Here is a 17,031-nt window from a genome sequence, read left to right on the forward strand (position 1 = left end):
AGGGGACACCACCATGCCCAGCACCCTGAGCAAGCCGGGGTGAAAAACATCACTAAAGCCAATGAGCGGGGCAATTTAGGCTTTCACAAAGAGCTCAAAGCCGGGGTAGAAACCAATAATAAGATTCACATCAACCATTTAAACCCCCATTATAAACTCGATCTCAATGTCAAAGCCCGCCTTAAAATTACCCCCTTAGGGGGCTTAGGCGAGATCGGGGGGAATATGATGGTCATTGAAACCATGCACCAAGCGATTATCATTGATGTGGGCATGAGTTTCCCTAGTGAGGACATGCATGGGGTGGATATTCTCATCCCAGATTTTAGCTATCTGCACAGCATTAAAGATAAGATTGTAGGCGTGCTCATCACCCACGCCCATGAAGATCACATCGGGGCTGTGCCCTATCTCTTTAAAGAATTGCAATTCCCTCTCTATGGCACACCCTTAAGCTTGGGGATGATCGGCAATAAATTTGACGAACATGGACTCAAGAAGTTTAAGAGTTTCTTTAAAATGGTGCAAAAACGCCAGCCCATTCAAATTGGCGAATTTATTGTGGAGTGGATTCACATCACCCACTCCATTATTGACGCGAGCGCGCTAGCCATCCAAACCAAAGTGGGCACAATCATCCATAGCGGGGATTTTAAAATCGATCACACCCCAGTGGATAATTTGCCCAGCGATCTCTATAGGCTTGCTTATTATGGCGAGCAGGGGGTGATGTTGTTGCTGAGTGATAGCACCAATTCTTACAAACCGGGCATTACCCCTAGTGAAACTAGCGTGGGACCTGTGTTTGAAAACCTTTTTAAGAGCGCTAAGGGGCGCGTGATTATGAGCACCTTTTCTTCGAATATCCACCGGGTGTATCAGGCAATTCAACACGCCCTCAAGCATAACCGCAAGGTCGCTGTGATTGGGCGTTCTATGGAGAAAAACCTAGATATTGCCAGAGAGTTAGGCTATATCCATCTGCCCTCTAAGGTTTTCATTGAAGCCCATGAGGTAGAAAAACTCCCCGATCATGAGGTCTTTATTGTAACCACGGGCTCGCAGGGAGAAACCATGAGCGCGCTCTATCGCATGGCAACCGATGAGCACCGCCACATTAGCATTAAGCCTAGCGATCTAGTCATCATCTCGGCTAAGGCGATCCCGGGTAATGAAGCCAGCGTTTCTAGTATCTTAAACTTGCTGATGAAAAAAGATGCCCAAGTGGTGCACCATGCCTTTGACATCCATGTGAGCGGGCATGCCGCCCAAGAGGAGCAAAAGCTGATGTTGCGCCTCATCAAGCCTAAGTTTTTCTTACCCGTGCATGGGGAGTATAACCATGTCGCCAAGCATAAAGAAACCGCGATGGCGTGCGGAATCCCGGAGAAAAATATCTATCTGATGGAGGATGGGGATCAAGTGGAGGTCAATCCTAACTTTATGCGCAAGGTTAAGAGTATTAAGAGTGGTAAGCACTATGTGGATAATACCAATAATGTCAGCATTGAGCAAAAAATCGTAGATGAGCGCTTGGAGATCGCTAGTGCTGGCTTGTTGAGCGCGGTGTTATTCATCTCCAAAGAGGCTCAAAGTCTGATGCCCCATTCTAAAATTAGCAGTGTGGGGATTGTCAATCTCAAGGAAGAACGCCACTTTTTAGAGGATTTGCAAGATTCTCTAGGCTTGCATATCAAAGCCCTACGCCAAGATGTGCTGGGCAATCACAAGTCCTTAGATGAGAGTGTGCGGCATTTCTTGCGTAAAGCCCTTTTCAAGCACACCAAGAAATACCCGGCTATTGTCAGCCATGTTTTTGTGAGTTAAAGCTGTGAGAGCGTGGGTATTAGGGGTGTTGTTGGCGATGGGGGCATTACAGAGCGCACAGGAGAGAAATATGCACACAATTTATTTAGCAGGGGGGTGTTTTTGGGGATTAGAGGCGTATATGGAGCGCATTTATGGGGTGAAAGACGCTTTAGTGGGCTATGCTAATGGAAAGAGCGATCAAACCAACTACCACGAATTGCATAACACCGACCACGCTGAAACGGTGAAGGTGGAGTTTGACCCTAAGGAGATTAGCCTAGATAAACTCTTGCTCTACTATTTCAAGGTGATCGATCCGACCAGTTTAAACCAACAGGGCAATGATAGGGGCAGGCAGTATCGCACCGGGATTTACTACACCGATTCTAAAGATGAACCCATCATCGCCAAAGCCCTAGCCAATTTGCAAAGCCATTACAAACAAAAAGTGCGCATTGAGCTAGAACCGCTTAAAAATTTCGTAGTCGCAGAGGAATACCACCAAGACTATTTGAAGAAAAACCCGGGGGGGTATTGCCATATTGATCTCAAAAAGGCTGATGAGGTGGTGATCGACCCTAAGGACTACCACAAGCCCGATCAAGCCACGCTCAAAAAACAACTCACAGATTTACAATATAAGGTAACCCAAGAGAGCTACACTGAGCGCCCCTTTGAAAATGAGTATGACACTCTGTTTAAACCCGGGATTTATGTAGATATTACCACCGGCGAGCCCTTGTTTCTCTCTACAGACAAATTTGATAGCGGGTGTGGGTGGCCCGCCTTTGCTAAACCCATTAGTAAAGAGGTGGTAGGGTATGAAAAAGATAGTAGCCATGCGATGATTCGCACTGAGGTGCGTAGCCGTGTAGGCAAGGCGCATTTAGGGCATGTCTTTGAGGATGGACCTAAAGAGTTGGGGGGCTTGCGCTATTGTATCAATAGTGCGGCGCTCAAATTCATCCCCTTAGAGGACATGGAGGCTAAGGGCTATGGCTATTTAGTGCCCATGCTCAAAAAAGCCTTAGTTAAGCAAGAGATTAAGCGTTAATGCGCTCCCTAGATTATGGCGCGCTTGCCTCTCATACACTCGATCTAGCCATAGATGCGCTCACACGCACTAAAGAATCTTTAAATCATGCCAAATTAGAGCCCATGATCACATGCCTAGCCAACGCGCCCCTAGTGGTGGTGATGGGGGTGGGTAAGAGCGCGCATATCGGGCGCAAGATCGCGGCTACTCTCACTAGCACGGGCACTAGGGCGATCTTTTTGCACCCCACTGAAGCCCTGCATGGAGATATGGGGATCGTGGGGGAAAAAGATGTCATCTTAGCCATTAGCTATGGGGGCGAGAGTGTGGAACTCTTAGAGGCGTTGCGCTTTATAAAAAGTGGGGGCGTGGTGGCGATGAGCAAAAGCCCTAATAGCTCCTTGGGCAAGCTGGCTAAGCACCACTTAAGCCTAAACATTGACAAAGAAGCCTGTGCTTTTAACATGGTGCCCACCACCTCCACCACCTTAAGCCTAGCCTTAGGCGATGTTTTGGCGGTGTGCTTGATGGCATATAAGGGCTTTGCCCAAAGCGATTTTGCGCGCTACCACCCGGGGGGCTTGCTGGGTAAAAAAATGCACCTACGCGTGCGCGACATTTATCGCACCCATGCCCTCCCCCTAGTGAGCGCACAAGCCTCTTTGCATGAAGCCCTTCTAGAAGCCACCCATCAGGGTTTGGGCAACGCGCTTTTGCTCAATGAAAATCAAGAACTTGTAGGGGTGCTAAGCGATGGGGATATTCGGCGCGCGCTCCTGCAGGCAGACTTTGATCGCTGCGCCCCCGCACGCGCCTTTGCGACCCTAGAGCCCAAAACCATCCAAGACCCAGATATGTTAGTGCTAGACGCGCTAGACTTCATAGAAACCCACCAAATCTCTTTACTCATCGTGCTAGACGCGCATAAAAAAGTGCTAGGGGTGGTGCACTTACACGCTTTGCTAGCCTTAGGACTTAAAGACATCAAGGAGTAGCGATGTTTGAACGCTTAGAACAACTCATTAAAGATATTGAAAACGCCAAAGAGGAGGTAGAATTACTCTTAAAGCTAGCCAATGTGAGTTTAAGCGATTTTATTTTGATGAAGCGCGGGAGTTTAGACATCCCACAGAGTTTGGACATGGCTTTTTACACCCAAATTAGCGAGCATGTGGAGGAGCTTAAGGAGTGTATTAACGCGCTCAATAAATACAAAAAAGAAATGTTAGTTTTTTAAAGGTTTGGCATGTGTGGGATTGTGGGCTATTTGGGCGTTTTAGAGCGAGTAGAGCTGTTGCTAGGAGGGCTTAAAGAGTTAGAGTATCGGGGTTATGATAGCGCGGGGTTAGCCTTGCTAGGGGAGGGCGCACGCTTGCAGGTATTTAAAACCAGTGGCAAAATCAGCGCACTAGAAAACTTAGTGCAGGGGGTGCACACACAGGGCTTAGGGGTGGGGATCGCCCACACGCGTTGGGCAACCCATGGCAAACCCACCACGCAAAACGCCCACCCGCATGCCTACCGCTCCAGCGCGATCGTGCACAATGGGATCATTGAAAATTACGCCCCGCTTAAAGCGCAATTAGAACAAAAAGGGCATGTTTTTTCTAGCCAAACTGATAGCGAGGTGGTGGTGCATTTATTTGAGCAGAATTTAGAGCAAAACCCCCCTAGCAACCTAGAACAAGCCCTACAAGTCTTTAAAGAAACGATCGCTAGGCTAGAGGGCGCGTATGCGATCTTGCTTATTTGTGAGCACTATCCTCATTGTATTTTTTATGCCAAAAAACACTCGCCTTTGCTCATTGCCACGGGTGAGGGCGGGGTGTATTTTGCTAGCGCGCCCAATGCGCTTTGTGGGCATGCAAGTTACATGGTGCGCTTGGAGGAGGGGAGTGTAGGGGTGTTGGATTTTACCAAGCCCCTAGACTTAAAAGCCTTAGGAGAGGTGCAACCAGTTAGCACCACCCAACAGAGCGATAAAGAGGGTTTTAGCACTTTCATGGAAAAAGAGATTTACGAGCAGCCCAAAGTGCTAAGTTTGCTAGGGCGACTTTGCGCTGATCGCGTGTGTTTGGAATTGCCTAAGGGCTTTTTAGAGGGGGTGAGCTGTATTAGCATTAGCGCGTGTGGGACAAGTTACCACGCCGGGCTAGTGGGCAAGTATTTGATCGAGAGTTTAGCCGGGGTGAAAGTGCAGGTAGAATTAGCCAGCGAATACCGCTATGGGCATTTTGCCACCCAAGAGGGCGAGCTTTTTATAGCCATCTCACAGAGTGGAGAGAGTGCGGACACCCTAGAGGCGTTGCGCCTAGCCAAAAATTTGGGCTTAAAAACCCTTAGCCTTTGCAACACCCAAAGTTCGAGCATGGCAGGCATGGCGGATGGCTTGCTTTTAACCCATGCCGGATTGGAGCGTAGCGTGGCTTCTACCAAAGCCTTTACCAGTCAGGTTTTAATTTTATGGCTTTTGGCATTGCAACTCGCCCAAGCGCGCCACACCTTGAGCTCAGATACCCTAAGCAGAGAAATTAAAGCCGTGCAGGGGAGTTTAAAAGCCATGCAAGAGGGGCTAGAGTTGCACGAGCGCGTGCGTGAGATTAGCGCGCAAATGCTGGAGCGGGACTTAAAAGGGTATTTTTTCATGGGTAGGGGGGTCTTTTACCCTCTAGCCCTAGAGGGCGCGCTCAAACTCAAAGAGATCGCCTATGTGCACGCACAAGGTTATGCTAGCGCAGAGATGAAACATGGTCCCATCGCCCTAGCCGACTCTAGCTTGCTTAGCACCACTTTACTCCCCCAACACCTTCTATTTGCCAAAAATTTAAGCAATGTAGAGGAGTTGCGCGCGCGCGATTCGCTCATTTTTGCCCTCAGTCCTGTTAAGCTTAAAGAGGCTACCTTTCAAATCCAAACCCGCGCCTACGATCACTACATGCCCGAGTTTTTTCACATGCTGGTGATCTTGCAACTTTTTGCCCTAGAGATGGCACAACTCAAAGGCTTAGATGTGGATAAACCGCGTAACTTAGCCAAGAGTGTAACTGTAGAGTGATGGGCGCGACCCCTATTTATATCATCCACTTGAGCCAGAGTAGCAGAGATGTTACGCCTTTGCTATGGCATTTGGACTATCTGCTAAAGCGATCACGCACCCCTGATGCCTTTGAGATCGCCTTATTTGAGGGAGTCAATGGTAAAGAGGATTTTGCTAAGGGGGGGATCACTCTCAAGCACACCCATCCCGTGCTTAATGACTTTGCCCCCAGTATCCCTAAGCGCGCCCAAATCCTAGAACTTATGCGCCTTGCCTTGCGCATGCGGGTGAATTTTCAGAGTTTGGGGCAACTAGGCTGTTTTGCTAGCCATTTTTTGCTTTGGCAGGAGTGTGTCAAGTTGCAAAAGCCCATCATTGTGTTAGAAGATGATGTCCTACCTACTTTTGATTTTTATGAAAAGTGCGCTTTGAGTTTGGAGGCGATCAATACTGGACAAGCCCAAGTTGTGCGTCTCTTTTCGCTCTATTTCAAGCACCATCAAATCAAAAGCGCGCTCACCCATTATTTTGATTGGATTTTTAGCCCCTATGGGGGGATGGGCACACAGGGCTATATTTTAAGCCCACAGGGCGCACAAAAACTCTTAAAAGCCTGCCCGCCCCAATGGGTTTTGCCCGTGGACACTTACATGGACGCGCACTACACCCACCATGCTAAAACCCTCACGCTAAAATCCTACGCTCTGCTGGTTGAAAATATCCCCACTCAAGTGCCCCATGCGAGCACCCAGCATTTTAGAGGGCGGCTTAAAGACCTCTCATTGTGGTTGCGTCTGTGTAATTATGTCTTAAAAACCCGTCTGTGTTGTTACCACCTCTTTAATCTCCTCTTCAGGCGTTTTTAATGCAAAACAAACCCTCTTTGTATGCGCTCACTTTAGCGCAATGGCAAGATTATTGCACAAAACATGGCTTTAAGCCCTTTGTGGCTAAACAACTCTACGCGTGGCTTTACCAGCGTTATGCTAGCCTAGATCAAATGCACAATCTCCCCAAAGCCTTTAAAGAGGCATTGCATGCAGATTTTGAGGTGCGCCCCTTAGAGGTGCTAGAGTGCCAACAAAGCGCAGATAAAAGTGTGAAATACCTCTTTAAAACCTTTGATGGGCATAGTTTTGAGAGCGTGTATATGCTGATGAGAGAAGCACAAGAGGGGGGCGCACAAGAAAAGATCACGCTGTGTTTGAGTTGTCAAATTGGGTGCAAGGTGGGCTGTGTGTTTTGTGCGACCGCTAAGGGGGGCTTTGTGCGTGATTTAAACGCAGGCGAGATTGTAGAACAGGTGGTCGCCCTCAAGCGCGCCCACCAGCTAGAACCCACAAAGGGAATCAATCTTGTCTTTATGGGCATGGGCGAGCCCTTGCATAATTTTGAGCAGGTGGTGCGCGCACTAGAGATTTTAAGCACCCATGAGGGGCTCAATATTGCCCCTAGACGCATCACCATTTCTACAAGCGGGGTCGTGCCTGCCTTGCAGACTTTAGGCGCGCTCAATTTGGGCGTGCAGTTGGCGATCTCTTTGCACGCAGTCAATGACACTCTGCGCTCCAAACTGATGCCCATTAACAAGCTTTACAATTTAGAATCCTTGATTAGCGCGCTTAAAGCCTTTCCCCTAGACAAGCGCAAGCGGGTGATGTTTGAATACTTGATGATTAAAGACACCAACGACTCGCTAAGCCACGCTAAAGAGTTATTAAGACTGCTCAATGGGCTTAAGGCTAAGATCAATCTCATTCCTTACAATTCTACCCCCCATTCTCGCTTTGAACGCCCAAAGTTAGAGAGAGTGCAAGCCTTTGCAGATTTTCTCAACCAAAAGGGTTTGCTGTGCACCATTCGCATTTCTAAGGGGCAGGACATCGCGGCTGGTTGTGGGCAACTTAGAGAAAAACGCCTCACAAAGGAAGAGTCATGAAAAAACACCTCATCATCAACGCATCGTCCTTGATGGAAAACACCCCTCAGGCATTGGGGTTTACTCCTGTGCTTTGGCGCGTGCGCTAGAAGAGCATTTTCAAAATAGAGAGGATATTGTGTTGCACTTCTATGCAGATTACACACTCTATCCAAGTAGTGAAGTGCCCAAATGCTAAAGGCATTTGGGCTTCCTAGGCTGATGTTGCCCGTAGGGAGAGTTTGGTTCTCACTCTATGTCCCTATAGTAGGGATTTTACAGAGTTTGAGCTCCAACGCATTCCCTACAGGTCTCACACATCATATCTCCAAAGGCGTAACTTTCGACACTCCCTGCCGTAGATACGAATGTATGAGAGCATTATACCACGAATTAGTGGCATTCATCCCACCCGCTAAAGACGAGTGGGATTTCTGCCGAGGAGGCTTAAAGCCCTAGAAATAGCAAAATTAGCCCTAGAAGCCTCCAGATCTTCTTTGTTCAATCGGGTTGTGCGTAAAATTTTGAGGACTTTTCTTGCCAAACACTACCACGCCTATTTACAACGCCATTTGCAACGCAAAAAGACCGCATTTCTAGCCCGACTCTCTTCTCTCTCTCTCTCTCTCTCTCTCTCTCTCTCTCTCTCTACATAGAGCCTAAATTGCTCGATGAATCTACAAGTATCCTTGCGCACATTGAGGCAAAGATCTTAGGGATTATCCACGATGTCCCCTTTAGCCCAGAATGGTGCTTGGACGCACAAACACAAGCCTCACTAAAGATGCCTTTAGAAACGCTCATTAAACGCAGTTGTGAGATTATTTGCTTTAGTGCCTGTGTCAAACAGGACATTCTCAACCACGCGCAATACATGGGGGCTAAAATCCATGTTATCCCCCATGGACTAAGAAATTACAGCGTTCTAACACCTTGCTCCTTGCCTCCTGCTTTAAAAGAACAAGGCTTTATTCTAGCAGTGGGGGCTAAGGGTAAGCGTAAGAACCTCAAAAATTGCATCAATGCCTTTAAACTGTTGCCCACAGATTTACAAGCGCGCTACAAAATTGCACTAACGGGCACGGAGTGGAATATAGATGAAAATTTTTTAGAAATGGTGGGCGAAAGCTTTGTTGTAGATCTAGGCTTTGTATCTGATGCGCTCCTTGCTAGTCTTTATAAGAGCGCTAGGGTATTGTGGTATGGTAGTTTGGCTGAGGGCTTTGGTTTGCCCATGCTAGAGGCGATGGAGGCGAGCTTGGTGGTTTTAGCCAGCCATGTTTCTTGCATGCCAGAAGTTCTAGGCGATGCGGGTATTTACTGCGATCCCTATAGTGTCCAAGACATCGCCACACAATTAGAGCGCGCGCTAGTAGATGAGTCTTTGCGCGCTGCTTGCATTGCTAGGGGGAAGAAACGGGTTAAACAATTTGACTTGAAAAAAAGCATGCAAGCGCATATAGAAGTCATAGAAAACCTCTTGGAGAATCCTAGCGCGCGTGGATAAAGTATTGGCAGCGATAAAAACGCTCGCCTAAATTAGGTTGTTGGAGCAAGGCGTGGAGTTTTTGGCGACTCAAGGGCTTGGCTTGTGTGAGCTCTTTTAGCAAGACGCGTTGTTTGCGCCCCTTTAGTGTGGGCTCTAGGCGTTTGAAAAACGCGCTTTGCAGCACGGCTTGTTTGCTAATACGGGTGTGGCAAGCCCCTAGAATATCTTGTAAAAGGGTGGTGTGGGAGTGGGTTAAATGGCTGTAATGTTCCTCTAGGGTCGCAAAATAACGCTGTTGCAAGCGCGCGCATTGGGCTTGTTCGCTAGCTTTGATTTTTAGCCCCGCGCCTAGTTGGTTGAAGAGATCGTTTTTGGCGCAATTATTCAATAGGGTATGGAAAGATTGTTGGGTTGGTGGGGGGAGTTTAGCCTCTTGGGCTTGCGTGTCCTGCACTTCGGCTAGTAAGTCGCTACGGCGGATTTCAACGCTATTGGGGATGGGCGTGCCTTGGATGTCTTGAGAAGAGAGCCCTATATCTGGTTGCGCGGGGGTTTGAGGGATGTCATCAAAGCTGGGGGGTTCTAGGCGGGTGTAGTAAGTTACATCGCCCTGTTTAGAAACCGTAAAATCGCTCAGTTGATCTTGATTATTTGAAGAGAGTGAAGAGAGCGCAAAGAAGGGAAAAAAGCCCATGCACCCCCAAGCCCAAAGACCCAAAACCCCCACACACCACAAACGCCAATCCATGCCACTCCTTGATTAAAAAATGCCTTTAGTATAACAGATTTCCTCTCTTGACAACATTTTTATTTTTCTTTAAAATAGAGCCCTTATTTTAATAGAAACAAGGAGTTTCATGTCAAGCACGAGTCGCAAACTTTTAACCACCACCGCCTTTACACTCTTAAGCCTAGCCCCCTTGAGTGCGGAGCGCAATGGAGCCTTTGCCGCGGCGGGTTTCCAGTATTCTGATATGGCTAGCACCCCCATCACCAACTCCACAACTAATCCTAATGCGCTAGATCAAGATGTGCTGTGTAATATCAGCGGTCCAACTGCGTCCGCTCCGAAAAATTGCCAACAAAACCAACAGCAATTGCTTAGCACGCTTTTTAAAAACAAGGGCACTTATTCGGGCAACCTCTATGGGATGGATGTGCTAGTGGGTTACAAGCAGTTCTTTGGGAAGAAAAAGCGTTTTGGGTTGCGCTACTATGGCTTGTTTAGCGGGCAGGGAGGCAATTACAGGAGCGCGTTCTCCCCTGCTGTGTGGGGTTCTCTCTCTAATTATTTCTATGGCGCGGGTGTGGATGTGCTATTGAACTTCTTTGAGAAAAAGGACTATGTAGTCGGGGTCTTTGGGGGCGCGATGATTGGGGGGAGTTCTTGGTCTATGGGGAATGGTCGCGTCCATGGGGGCTGTGTGGGGCAACAGTTCGCCAGTTCTGGGAGCTGGCAGATGATTTGCCAAAATGTGAACAAGCAACTCAAGGCTATGGCGGACAGCTATAACCGCAATGGCAACACGGCGAGCTTTTCTAACAACTGGGTGCAGTTCATCTTTAACTTCGGGCTACGCGCCAATTTGAGTCAGCACAACGGGTTTGAAGTGGGCGTGCGCGTCCCTGTCATCAATGATCCCATCTTCAAACTCCATATCAAGGACAGCGTCAAGGTGGATTTTGCCTTCCGCCGTGTGATCGCCGTCTTTGCTAACTATGTCTACAACTTTTAAAGTTGCTCTAGTACAGCATGGGGGGATTTAAAGGGCAAATTGAAAGCCCGCGCGATCCCCTCTTGGGTAAGATAGCCTTGATAGGCACTCAAGCCCCCTAGGGTGTTTGCCACGATGGGGGTGTTAGCCTGCAAAAATCCCTTTAAGCCATGTTGGAGAAAATAGAGCAAATAGGGCATGCTGGCATGGCTATAGGCGATCGAGCTACTTTTAGCCACCACACCGGGCATATTGGGCACGCCATAGTGCAAAAGCCCCTCTTGCAAGTAAAGCGGATTAGAGTGGCTGGTTTGGCGGATGCTCTCCACACACCCGCCCAAATCGCAAGCTACATCGATCACCACCCCGCCCTTTTGCATCTTCTGTAAATGGCGTTTTAAAATCACTTTAGGCGTGGCTGTAGCGGTTTGTAACACCGCTCCCACAAGCCCTACCGCTCCCTCTAGGGCGTAGAGAATATTCTCCTCATTCACGCTCAACACTTCTAAATGGTGCAAATAGGTGTAGGGGTGATCTTGTAATTTGGCGTAATTGAGCTCTAGCACCACCACACGCGCCCCCATCAGACTCAACGCCCTAGCCGCCTCTAGCCCCACCACGCCCCCACCTACAACGACCACCTTAGCGCGCGCCTGCCCAGCCAACCCGCCTAACATCACTCCGAGCCCAAAGACCCCGGGCAAATGCTCTAAGCCTAGCAAATAATGTTGCACCAAATGCGCGGCTAATTGCCCAGCTAGCACACTCATAGGGGCTAAGATGGGGTAATTGTGCTTGGGACCCGCGATAGTTTCTGTGCAGATAGAGAGAATCTTTTTTTCTACCAACATGGAGGCTAGGGGTTTGTTATAAGCCAAATCCAAGTAACTAAATAAAGTCGCCCCCTCTTGTAAAAGCGCATACTCCTCCTCTAGGGGTTCTTTACATTTGACCACCACGCTTTGCGCCCATGCCTCTTGCTTGCTAACAAGGCGCGCCCCAGCGCGCGCGTAAGCCGTGTCCTCATACCCGCTTGACACCCCCGCCCCCTCCTGCACGCATAACTCTATGGGCGCGTTTTGGATAAGATAAGCCACATCTTTTGGCACAAGTGCCACACGCGCCTCTAAATCCATGTTCTCTTTGGGTAAACCCACACTTAGCATACACCCCCCCCTAGCAATAACTACAGATTTTATTCGATCGCACCTTGGCGTTTTTGCACAAATGCTTAACCACGCTGTGGATAATCTCTAAGACCACCGGCGCGTCTTCTTGAATGCCCACTTGAGGGTTGTATTCGGTGATCTCTAGGGCGGCTAATTTGGGCGCAAAGCGTTTTAGGAGCAACACCAGCAAGGCTTTTAATTCTTCGGGGCGTAGCCCTCCATTTTCGCGCACCCCCGTAGAGTGGAAGAGTTTGCCATCCATGATGTCTAAATCTAAACTCAGATACACCAAGTCCACTTCTGCTAACGCCGCTTGCGCTTGGCGCACACACCCCTCCATGTCCGCTTGGATGTCTGGCACTCTAAATAAAGGAATATGGTGCGTGGCAATCATGGCATCCTCGCTAGGCTCCGTGCTACGCACCCCAAAATACACCAAATGGCGCGGATCAAAGGCTTTTGCGCCCCCCTCTATGCCTAAGTGGCATAGTTGTTGCCAAAAGTGCTCTTCTCTAGCATTGAGTTGGTTATGCCCTGAGTGGACTTGGTTAATCAACATCCCCAAGGGCATGCCATGCAAATGCCCGGTATCGCTGTCATAAGCGGTGTGGATGTCCGCATGCGCGTCTAGGTATAGCACCCCGATGTTCTTATCTGGGTGCACTCCGCGCAAGGCTTGCAAAATCCCAAAGACATTGGCATGTTCTGAGCTCAAGATCAAGGGGAAATTCTTGCTTTTAAACACCCCGTGCATTTTGGGGATCAAGGTGTCCCTACAAAAGACAAAGTAGTCTTCAAAATTCTTGGCGAATCTAAAGAAAGTGTCTAACAAACATTGCTTTTGGCGGATGAGCACCATGTGTTCGGTGATCTCAGGATAAGAGTCAATTAAAGCCCGCCTGAGCTCTTGCACGCCCTGATTGCTCCCTTGCTTAGAAGCCCCTAACTCTGCTGCCAAACTCACTAAAATCATCTGTTCTCCTTTAATGTGCGCTCGCGCTTGAAATGCCAATCCCGCTTTGGGCGCGAAAATCCTGCGCGCCAAAGCCCGCTTTATCTATTTGTGCCCTAGGACTTTTGTCCGCCTTAGAAATAAGATAAATAAGAATAAAAGTCAAGGGCATAGAAAAAAGAGCAGGGTGATCATAGGGGAAGATCGCTTGAGCATGCCCTAGACTTTTCACCCAAATGCTAGGGCTGAGCACCACCATGCACACCACAGCCAGCCAGCCAACCAGCCCGCCCCAAAACGCCCCCCTAGTGGTGAGATTTTTCCAATAAATGCTCAAAAAGAGAATGGGAAAATTCACGCTAGCGGCAATCCCAAAAGCTAAGCCTACCATGAAAGCCACATTTTGGTTTTCAAACACCAAGCCTAGCACGATAGCCAAAACCCCTAAACCAATAGTCGCGCCCTTAGTAACGCGCATTTCTAATTTGGGATCGCACACCCCTCCTTTAAAGGCATGCACGAAGAGATCATGGCTAATAGCCCCTGCCCCTGAGATGGCTAGCCCTGATACTACGGCTAAAATCGTAGCAAAAGCCACCGCGCTAATAAAGCCCAAAAACACATCGCCCCCCACGACCCCGGCTAAATTAATGGCGACCATGTTTTTCACCCCATTATAAACCCCATTAGGACCTACAAATTGCGGGTGGGCATAGAGCAGGGCGATCGCCCCAAAGCCAATAATGAAAGTCAAAATGTAGAAATACCCAATGAAACCTGTCGCATAAAAGACCGATTTACGCGCCTCTTTAGCGTCTTTGACCGTGAAAAAGCGCATCAAAATATGGGGCAATCCGGCCGTGCCAAACATGAGGGCGAGCCCTAGAGAGATCGCCGCGGTGGTGTTGGGTAAAAAGGTGCCCGGAGCCATGATTGCCTCGCCCTTAGGGTGGTGCTTGATCGCTTGGGCGAAGTAGTAGCTTAGATCAAATTTGGTGAGATACAAGATCATGATCGCCATAAAGGACGCGCCAAAGAGCAATAAGATCGCCTTGATAATCTGCACCCAAGTGGTGGCGTGCATGCCCCCAAAGGCGACATAACAAATCATCAAAATCCCTACCAAGATCACCGCCACGCTGTAGGGCAGTCCAAAGAGCAGTTGAATCAACTGCCCCGCACCCACCATTTGGGCGATGAGATAGAAGACCACCACACTCAAAGCGGAGATCGCTGAAATCACGCGGATAGGTTTGGCTTCTAAGCGGTAAGCCGTGATGTCTGCAAAGGTGAATTTGCCTAGATTGCGAAACTTTTCCGCGATCAAAAACAAGATAATGGGCCAACCCACCAAAAAGCCTACCGAATAAATCAGCCCATCAAAGCCGTTGGTAAAGACTAGAGCCGTGATCCCTAGAAAACTTGCCGCGCTCATGTAATCCCCAGCGATGGCGATCCCATTTTGTAGCCCGGTGATACTCCCCCCAGCGGTGTAAAACCCGCTCGCGCTCTGACTCTTCTTGCTAGAAAAATAGGTGATACACAGAGTGCTCAGCACAAAGATCACAAACATAGACACCGCAATGGGGTTAAATTTTTGCGTGCTCACAGGCATGGATTCTAAGCTAGCTCCCCACAACCCCTCCACCCCTAAAAGCGCGATAAGAATGGCTAAATTAATGCGCGCCATGTTGCATCTCCTCAAGCGCACCACTAGATTTTAATTGCTTTAAAATCTCAGCTTGGGTGCGATCAAAATGCTCATTGGCTAGAAAAGTATAAAGCCCTGTGAGCACGATACACAGCACGATGAGGAAAACCCCAGCGATGATCCCCAAAGTGATGGCACTTGGACCTAAGCGGTAACCTAACACCTGCGGGAATAACCCAATGCCCAGCACAAAGGCGTAATAACACACAAAGACCACAATGGACAACCCCCAACAGACCTTGTTGCGCAAACACACAAACTCCTTAAACGCTTGGATGGATTTTTGGTAGGCTTCTGGCATTAGCCACTCCTTATATTGAGATATAAAGCCATTTTACACGCAATTAAAGATAGCAAAGATTTTTAAGGAGTTTCCTCCACTGGAAGCCAAAAAGTGCTGTAGATTTTGGTAACGCCTAGGAGGCGCGCGATCGCGCCCTTGGGGTTTTAGGGGAGTAGAGATTTAAACCAAGCAGGACGGGAGTCTTGGGAGCTGGGCGCGCGCTGTTCGATCACGCGTTTTTGTTCGCGCACTTCCTCATGCACCTCTTTGATATCGCCCTTTTGGTAAGTGCGTTTGACTTTCACGCTCACGCTTTCGTGGATGATGACAGCACCCTCTGTGGGCTGGCTAAATCCCATAAACCCAAAGGAAACCGCACTAGGGGTTTGATTGACCTCTGGGTCTTGCTCGATTCGTGCAGGTGTTTTATCTTCCATGCGACTCCTTTAGTGGTGTTTAGAGCTCAATGCTAGCCTCCCCAACTTAAGGGGGGCTTACACCGCGCTAGTCCTCAATTTGGTTGGTTTTCAAGCGCTTGGCGTAAATTTTACGCAACTTTCTAATGTCTTGCTGGACCTCAAACACCCCATGCCAGTGGGAGTAATCTGGTCCGCCCATGATCCCACCTTGGCGCATACGGCGACCCTCATGGTGCCAGAGGTGATACATGACATTTTGGAAGTCATCAGCCCACATGTCCTTGCCTAATAAATGCTTCTTGGCTAATTCTTCCTTCATCTTCACCGCCTCTTTCCAATACTCGTTGTAGAGCAAGATATTCTTATCAGCCATGAGGAAGAAGTTGTCAATGTGGGTGGAGTTGTGGCAGTCTATACAGCCCGCTTTCATTTCCGCGCGCGCGGCTTCTGGACCCTTAGGGTTGCCCGCCAAAGGATTGCCATGCGTGAGTTTGTAACCATCTTTGTAGGCATCGCTGGCGGTTTCATACCCTCCCGTTCTAAGCTTGCTCAAAGGCAAGAAGAGATTCCATTTTAAACGGCGGCTCACATTGTGGGTTACCGCGCTCTTAGAATTGCCACTCATATGGCATGTCGCGCAAGTGGGGGCTCTAAAGTCGGGCACTTTCCAAGTCCCGGGCGCGGCATCAAAATTCCAGCTATTCCCCTCAGCGTTGAAAATGTGCCCATGCATGGAGTTGTCATAAATCTCAATATCGGGGTGATCAGGACCTAAGTGGCAACTTGCGCAGGCGGCAGGTTTTCTAGCCTCTGCTAGGCTGAATTTATGCGCGCTGTGGCAACTCGCACAATTACCCACTGAGCCATCAGGGAAGGCTGTGCCAATGCCATAGGTGGGCCAAGTTTCTGGGGTGGGTCGTCTGTTCTTGTCTAATTTGATAATAGAGCCATGGCATTGGATACACCCAGTGGCTTCAGGGGCATGTTTTAAATCCGGATGCCCTCTGCCTTCCACAAGCTCCATTAAATCACGCATACTCGCCTTAGACCACACCTGCACAGCACCCCTCACATGCCCGCTATGTCTAAACTCTGTAGTTTCTTTTTCATGGCACTTCCCGCAAGTGTTGGTGGAGACTAACACAGAAATGGGCATTTTAGAGCCTTCATGCCCATCTCTTGTGAGCATGGGGCTATCTCTAGTAACCCCATGGCAGTCAATACAGCTCACCCCCGCATGGGCATGCCGACTCATCCTCCAATCGGCTACAATGCCCGGGGTTTTCTTGGCATGGCATTCAATACAGCCCTTAGCCTCCGCTTTCATGTCCCTGAAAGTTTTCAAGGGTAATTGCACATCCATGGCGTTGTCCACACTCGTGCCCCCCCCTTGGTGTGCGCCCAAGCCCACCACGCCCAAGCCCACCACAAGCCCCCATCGCAACAACAAGCCTCTTAACATACTGCCTCCTTTGCACGAATTTTAGACATCT

16 protein-coding genes are annotated in these 17,031 nt (G+C 48.9%); 9 read left to right on the forward strand and 7 right to left on the reverse strand.

Translation table 11 applies throughout. The features are described from left to right. The 8 genes from EAO33_RS02170 to EAO33_RS02205 form a co-directional block, all read left to right on the forward strand. The coding region (locus EAO33_RS02170) for a ribonuclease J (protein ID WP_407920453.1) at positions 1-1,827 on the forward strand (1,827 nt) is incomplete at its 5' end. Positions 1,828-1,864: 37 nt separating this feature from the next. Next, the gene (msrB, locus tag EAO33_RS02175) at positions 1,865-2,863 is read left to right on the forward strand and encodes a peptide-methionine (R)-S-oxide reductase MsrB (RefSeq protein WP_120944705.1); all 999 of its coding nucleotides are present in this window, start codon (positions 1,865-1,867) and stop codon (positions 2,861-2,863) included. Continuing rightward, entirely contained in the window at positions 2,863-3,840 is a 978-nt protein-coding gene (locus EAO33_RS02180) for a KpsF/GutQ family sugar-phosphate isomerase (protein ID WP_120944551.1), read from the forward strand. Before msrB ends, EAO33_RS02180 begins: the two co-directional genes overlap by 1 nt. A gap of 2 nt (positions 3,841-3,842) precedes the next feature. Further along, a complete protein-coding gene (locus tag EAO33_RS02185; RefSeq protein ID WP_120944553.1) occupies positions 3,843-4,082 on the forward strand; it encodes a DUF2443 family protein in 240 nt (79 codons plus the stop codon). 9 nt (positions 4,083-4,091) lie between these two features. Continuing rightward, complete coding sequence (gene glmS / locus EAO33_RS02190; RefSeq protein WP_120944555.1) at positions 4,092-5,900, forward strand: glutamine--fructose-6-phosphate transaminase (isomerizing); 1,809 nt, start codon at positions 4,092-4,094, stop codon at positions 5,898-5,900. After that, positions 5,900-6,748, forward strand: a complete 849-nt coding sequence (locus EAO33_RS02195) for a glycosyltransferase family 25 protein (RefSeq protein WP_120944557.1) — start codon at positions 5,900-5,902, stop codon at positions 6,746-6,748. The genes glmS and EAO33_RS02195 overlap by 1 nt, the downstream gene beginning before the upstream one ends. Further along, positions 6,748-7,821 (forward strand): 23S rRNA (adenine(2503)-C(2))-methyltransferase RlmN, encoded by a 1,074-nt coding sequence (rlmN, locus tag EAO33_RS02200; protein WP_120944559.1) that lies wholly within the window; start codon positions 6,748-6,750, stop codon positions 7,819-7,821. Before EAO33_RS02195 ends, rlmN begins: the two co-directional genes overlap by 1 nt. A gap of 643 nt (positions 7,822-8,464) precedes the next feature. Beyond that, positions 8,465-9,307, forward strand: coding sequence for a glycosyltransferase family 4 protein (locus EAO33_RS02205; protein ID WP_235852997.1), 843 nt, complete (start codon positions 8,465-8,467; stop codon positions 9,305-9,307). Here the strand turns inward: EAO33_RS02205 and EAO33_RS02210 are convergent. After that, positions 9,291-10,037, reverse strand: coding sequence for a hypothetical protein (locus EAO33_RS02210; protein ID WP_120944561.1), 747 nt, complete (start codon positions 10,035-10,037; stop codon positions 9,291-9,293). The two genes, EAO33_RS02205 and EAO33_RS02210, sit on opposite strands and share 17 nt — an antisense overlap. 109 nt (positions 10,038-10,146) lie before the next feature. On the opposite strand from EAO33_RS02210, the gene EAO33_RS02215 reads away from it, so the two are divergent. Next, positions 10,147-11,025, forward strand: a complete 879-nt coding sequence (locus EAO33_RS02215) for an outer membrane protein (RefSeq protein ID WP_120944563.1) — start codon at positions 10,147-10,149, stop codon at positions 11,023-11,025. On the opposite strand, the gene EAO33_RS02220 is transcribed toward EAO33_RS02215, so the two are convergent. The 6 genes from EAO33_RS02220 to EAO33_RS02245 form a co-directional block, all read right to left on the reverse strand. After that, on the reverse strand, positions 11,022-12,170 hold the full coding sequence (locus EAO33_RS02220; RefSeq protein WP_120944565.1) for an alanine dehydrogenase: 1,149 nt from the start codon (positions 12,168-12,170) through the stop codon (positions 11,022-11,024). The two genes, EAO33_RS02215 and EAO33_RS02220, sit on opposite strands and share 4 nt — an antisense overlap. Before the next feature lie 10 nt (positions 12,171-12,180). After that, positions 12,181-13,146: an arginase gene (gene rocF / locus EAO33_RS02225; protein WP_120944567.1), complete on the reverse strand. Its 966-nt coding sequence runs from the start codon at positions 13,144-13,146 to the stop codon at positions 12,181-12,183. Positions 13,147-13,156: 10 nt separating this feature from the next. After that, a complete protein-coding gene (locus EAO33_RS02230; protein ID WP_120944569.1) occupies positions 13,157-14,815 on the reverse strand; it encodes a cation acetate symporter in 1,659 nt (552 codons plus the stop codon). After that, entirely contained in the window at positions 14,802-15,137 is a 336-nt protein-coding gene (locus EAO33_RS02235; protein ID WP_120944571.1) for a DUF485 domain-containing protein, read from the reverse strand. Before EAO33_RS02235 ends, EAO33_RS02230 begins: the two co-directional genes overlap by 14 nt. 146 nt (positions 15,138-15,283) lie before the next feature. Further along, positions 15,284-15,556 carry a hypothetical protein gene (locus tag EAO33_RS02240; protein ID WP_120944573.1) on the reverse strand — a complete coding sequence of 91 codons (273 nt, stop codon included), beginning with the start codon at positions 15,554-15,556 and terminating at the stop codon, positions 15,284-15,286. Positions 15,557-15,623: 67 nt separating this feature from the next. Next, complete coding sequence (locus EAO33_RS02245) at positions 15,624-17,000, reverse strand: multiheme c-type cytochrome (RefSeq protein WP_120944575.1); 1,377 nt, start codon at positions 16,998-17,000, stop codon at positions 15,624-15,626. Between the last annotated feature and the right edge of the window lie 31 nt (positions 17,001-17,031).

It is taken from the genome of Helicobacter labacensis (assembly GCF_003660285.1).
GTDB classification, from domain to species: domain Bacteria; phylum Campylobacterota; class Campylobacteria; order Campylobacterales; family Helicobacteraceae; genus Helicobacter; species Helicobacter labacensis.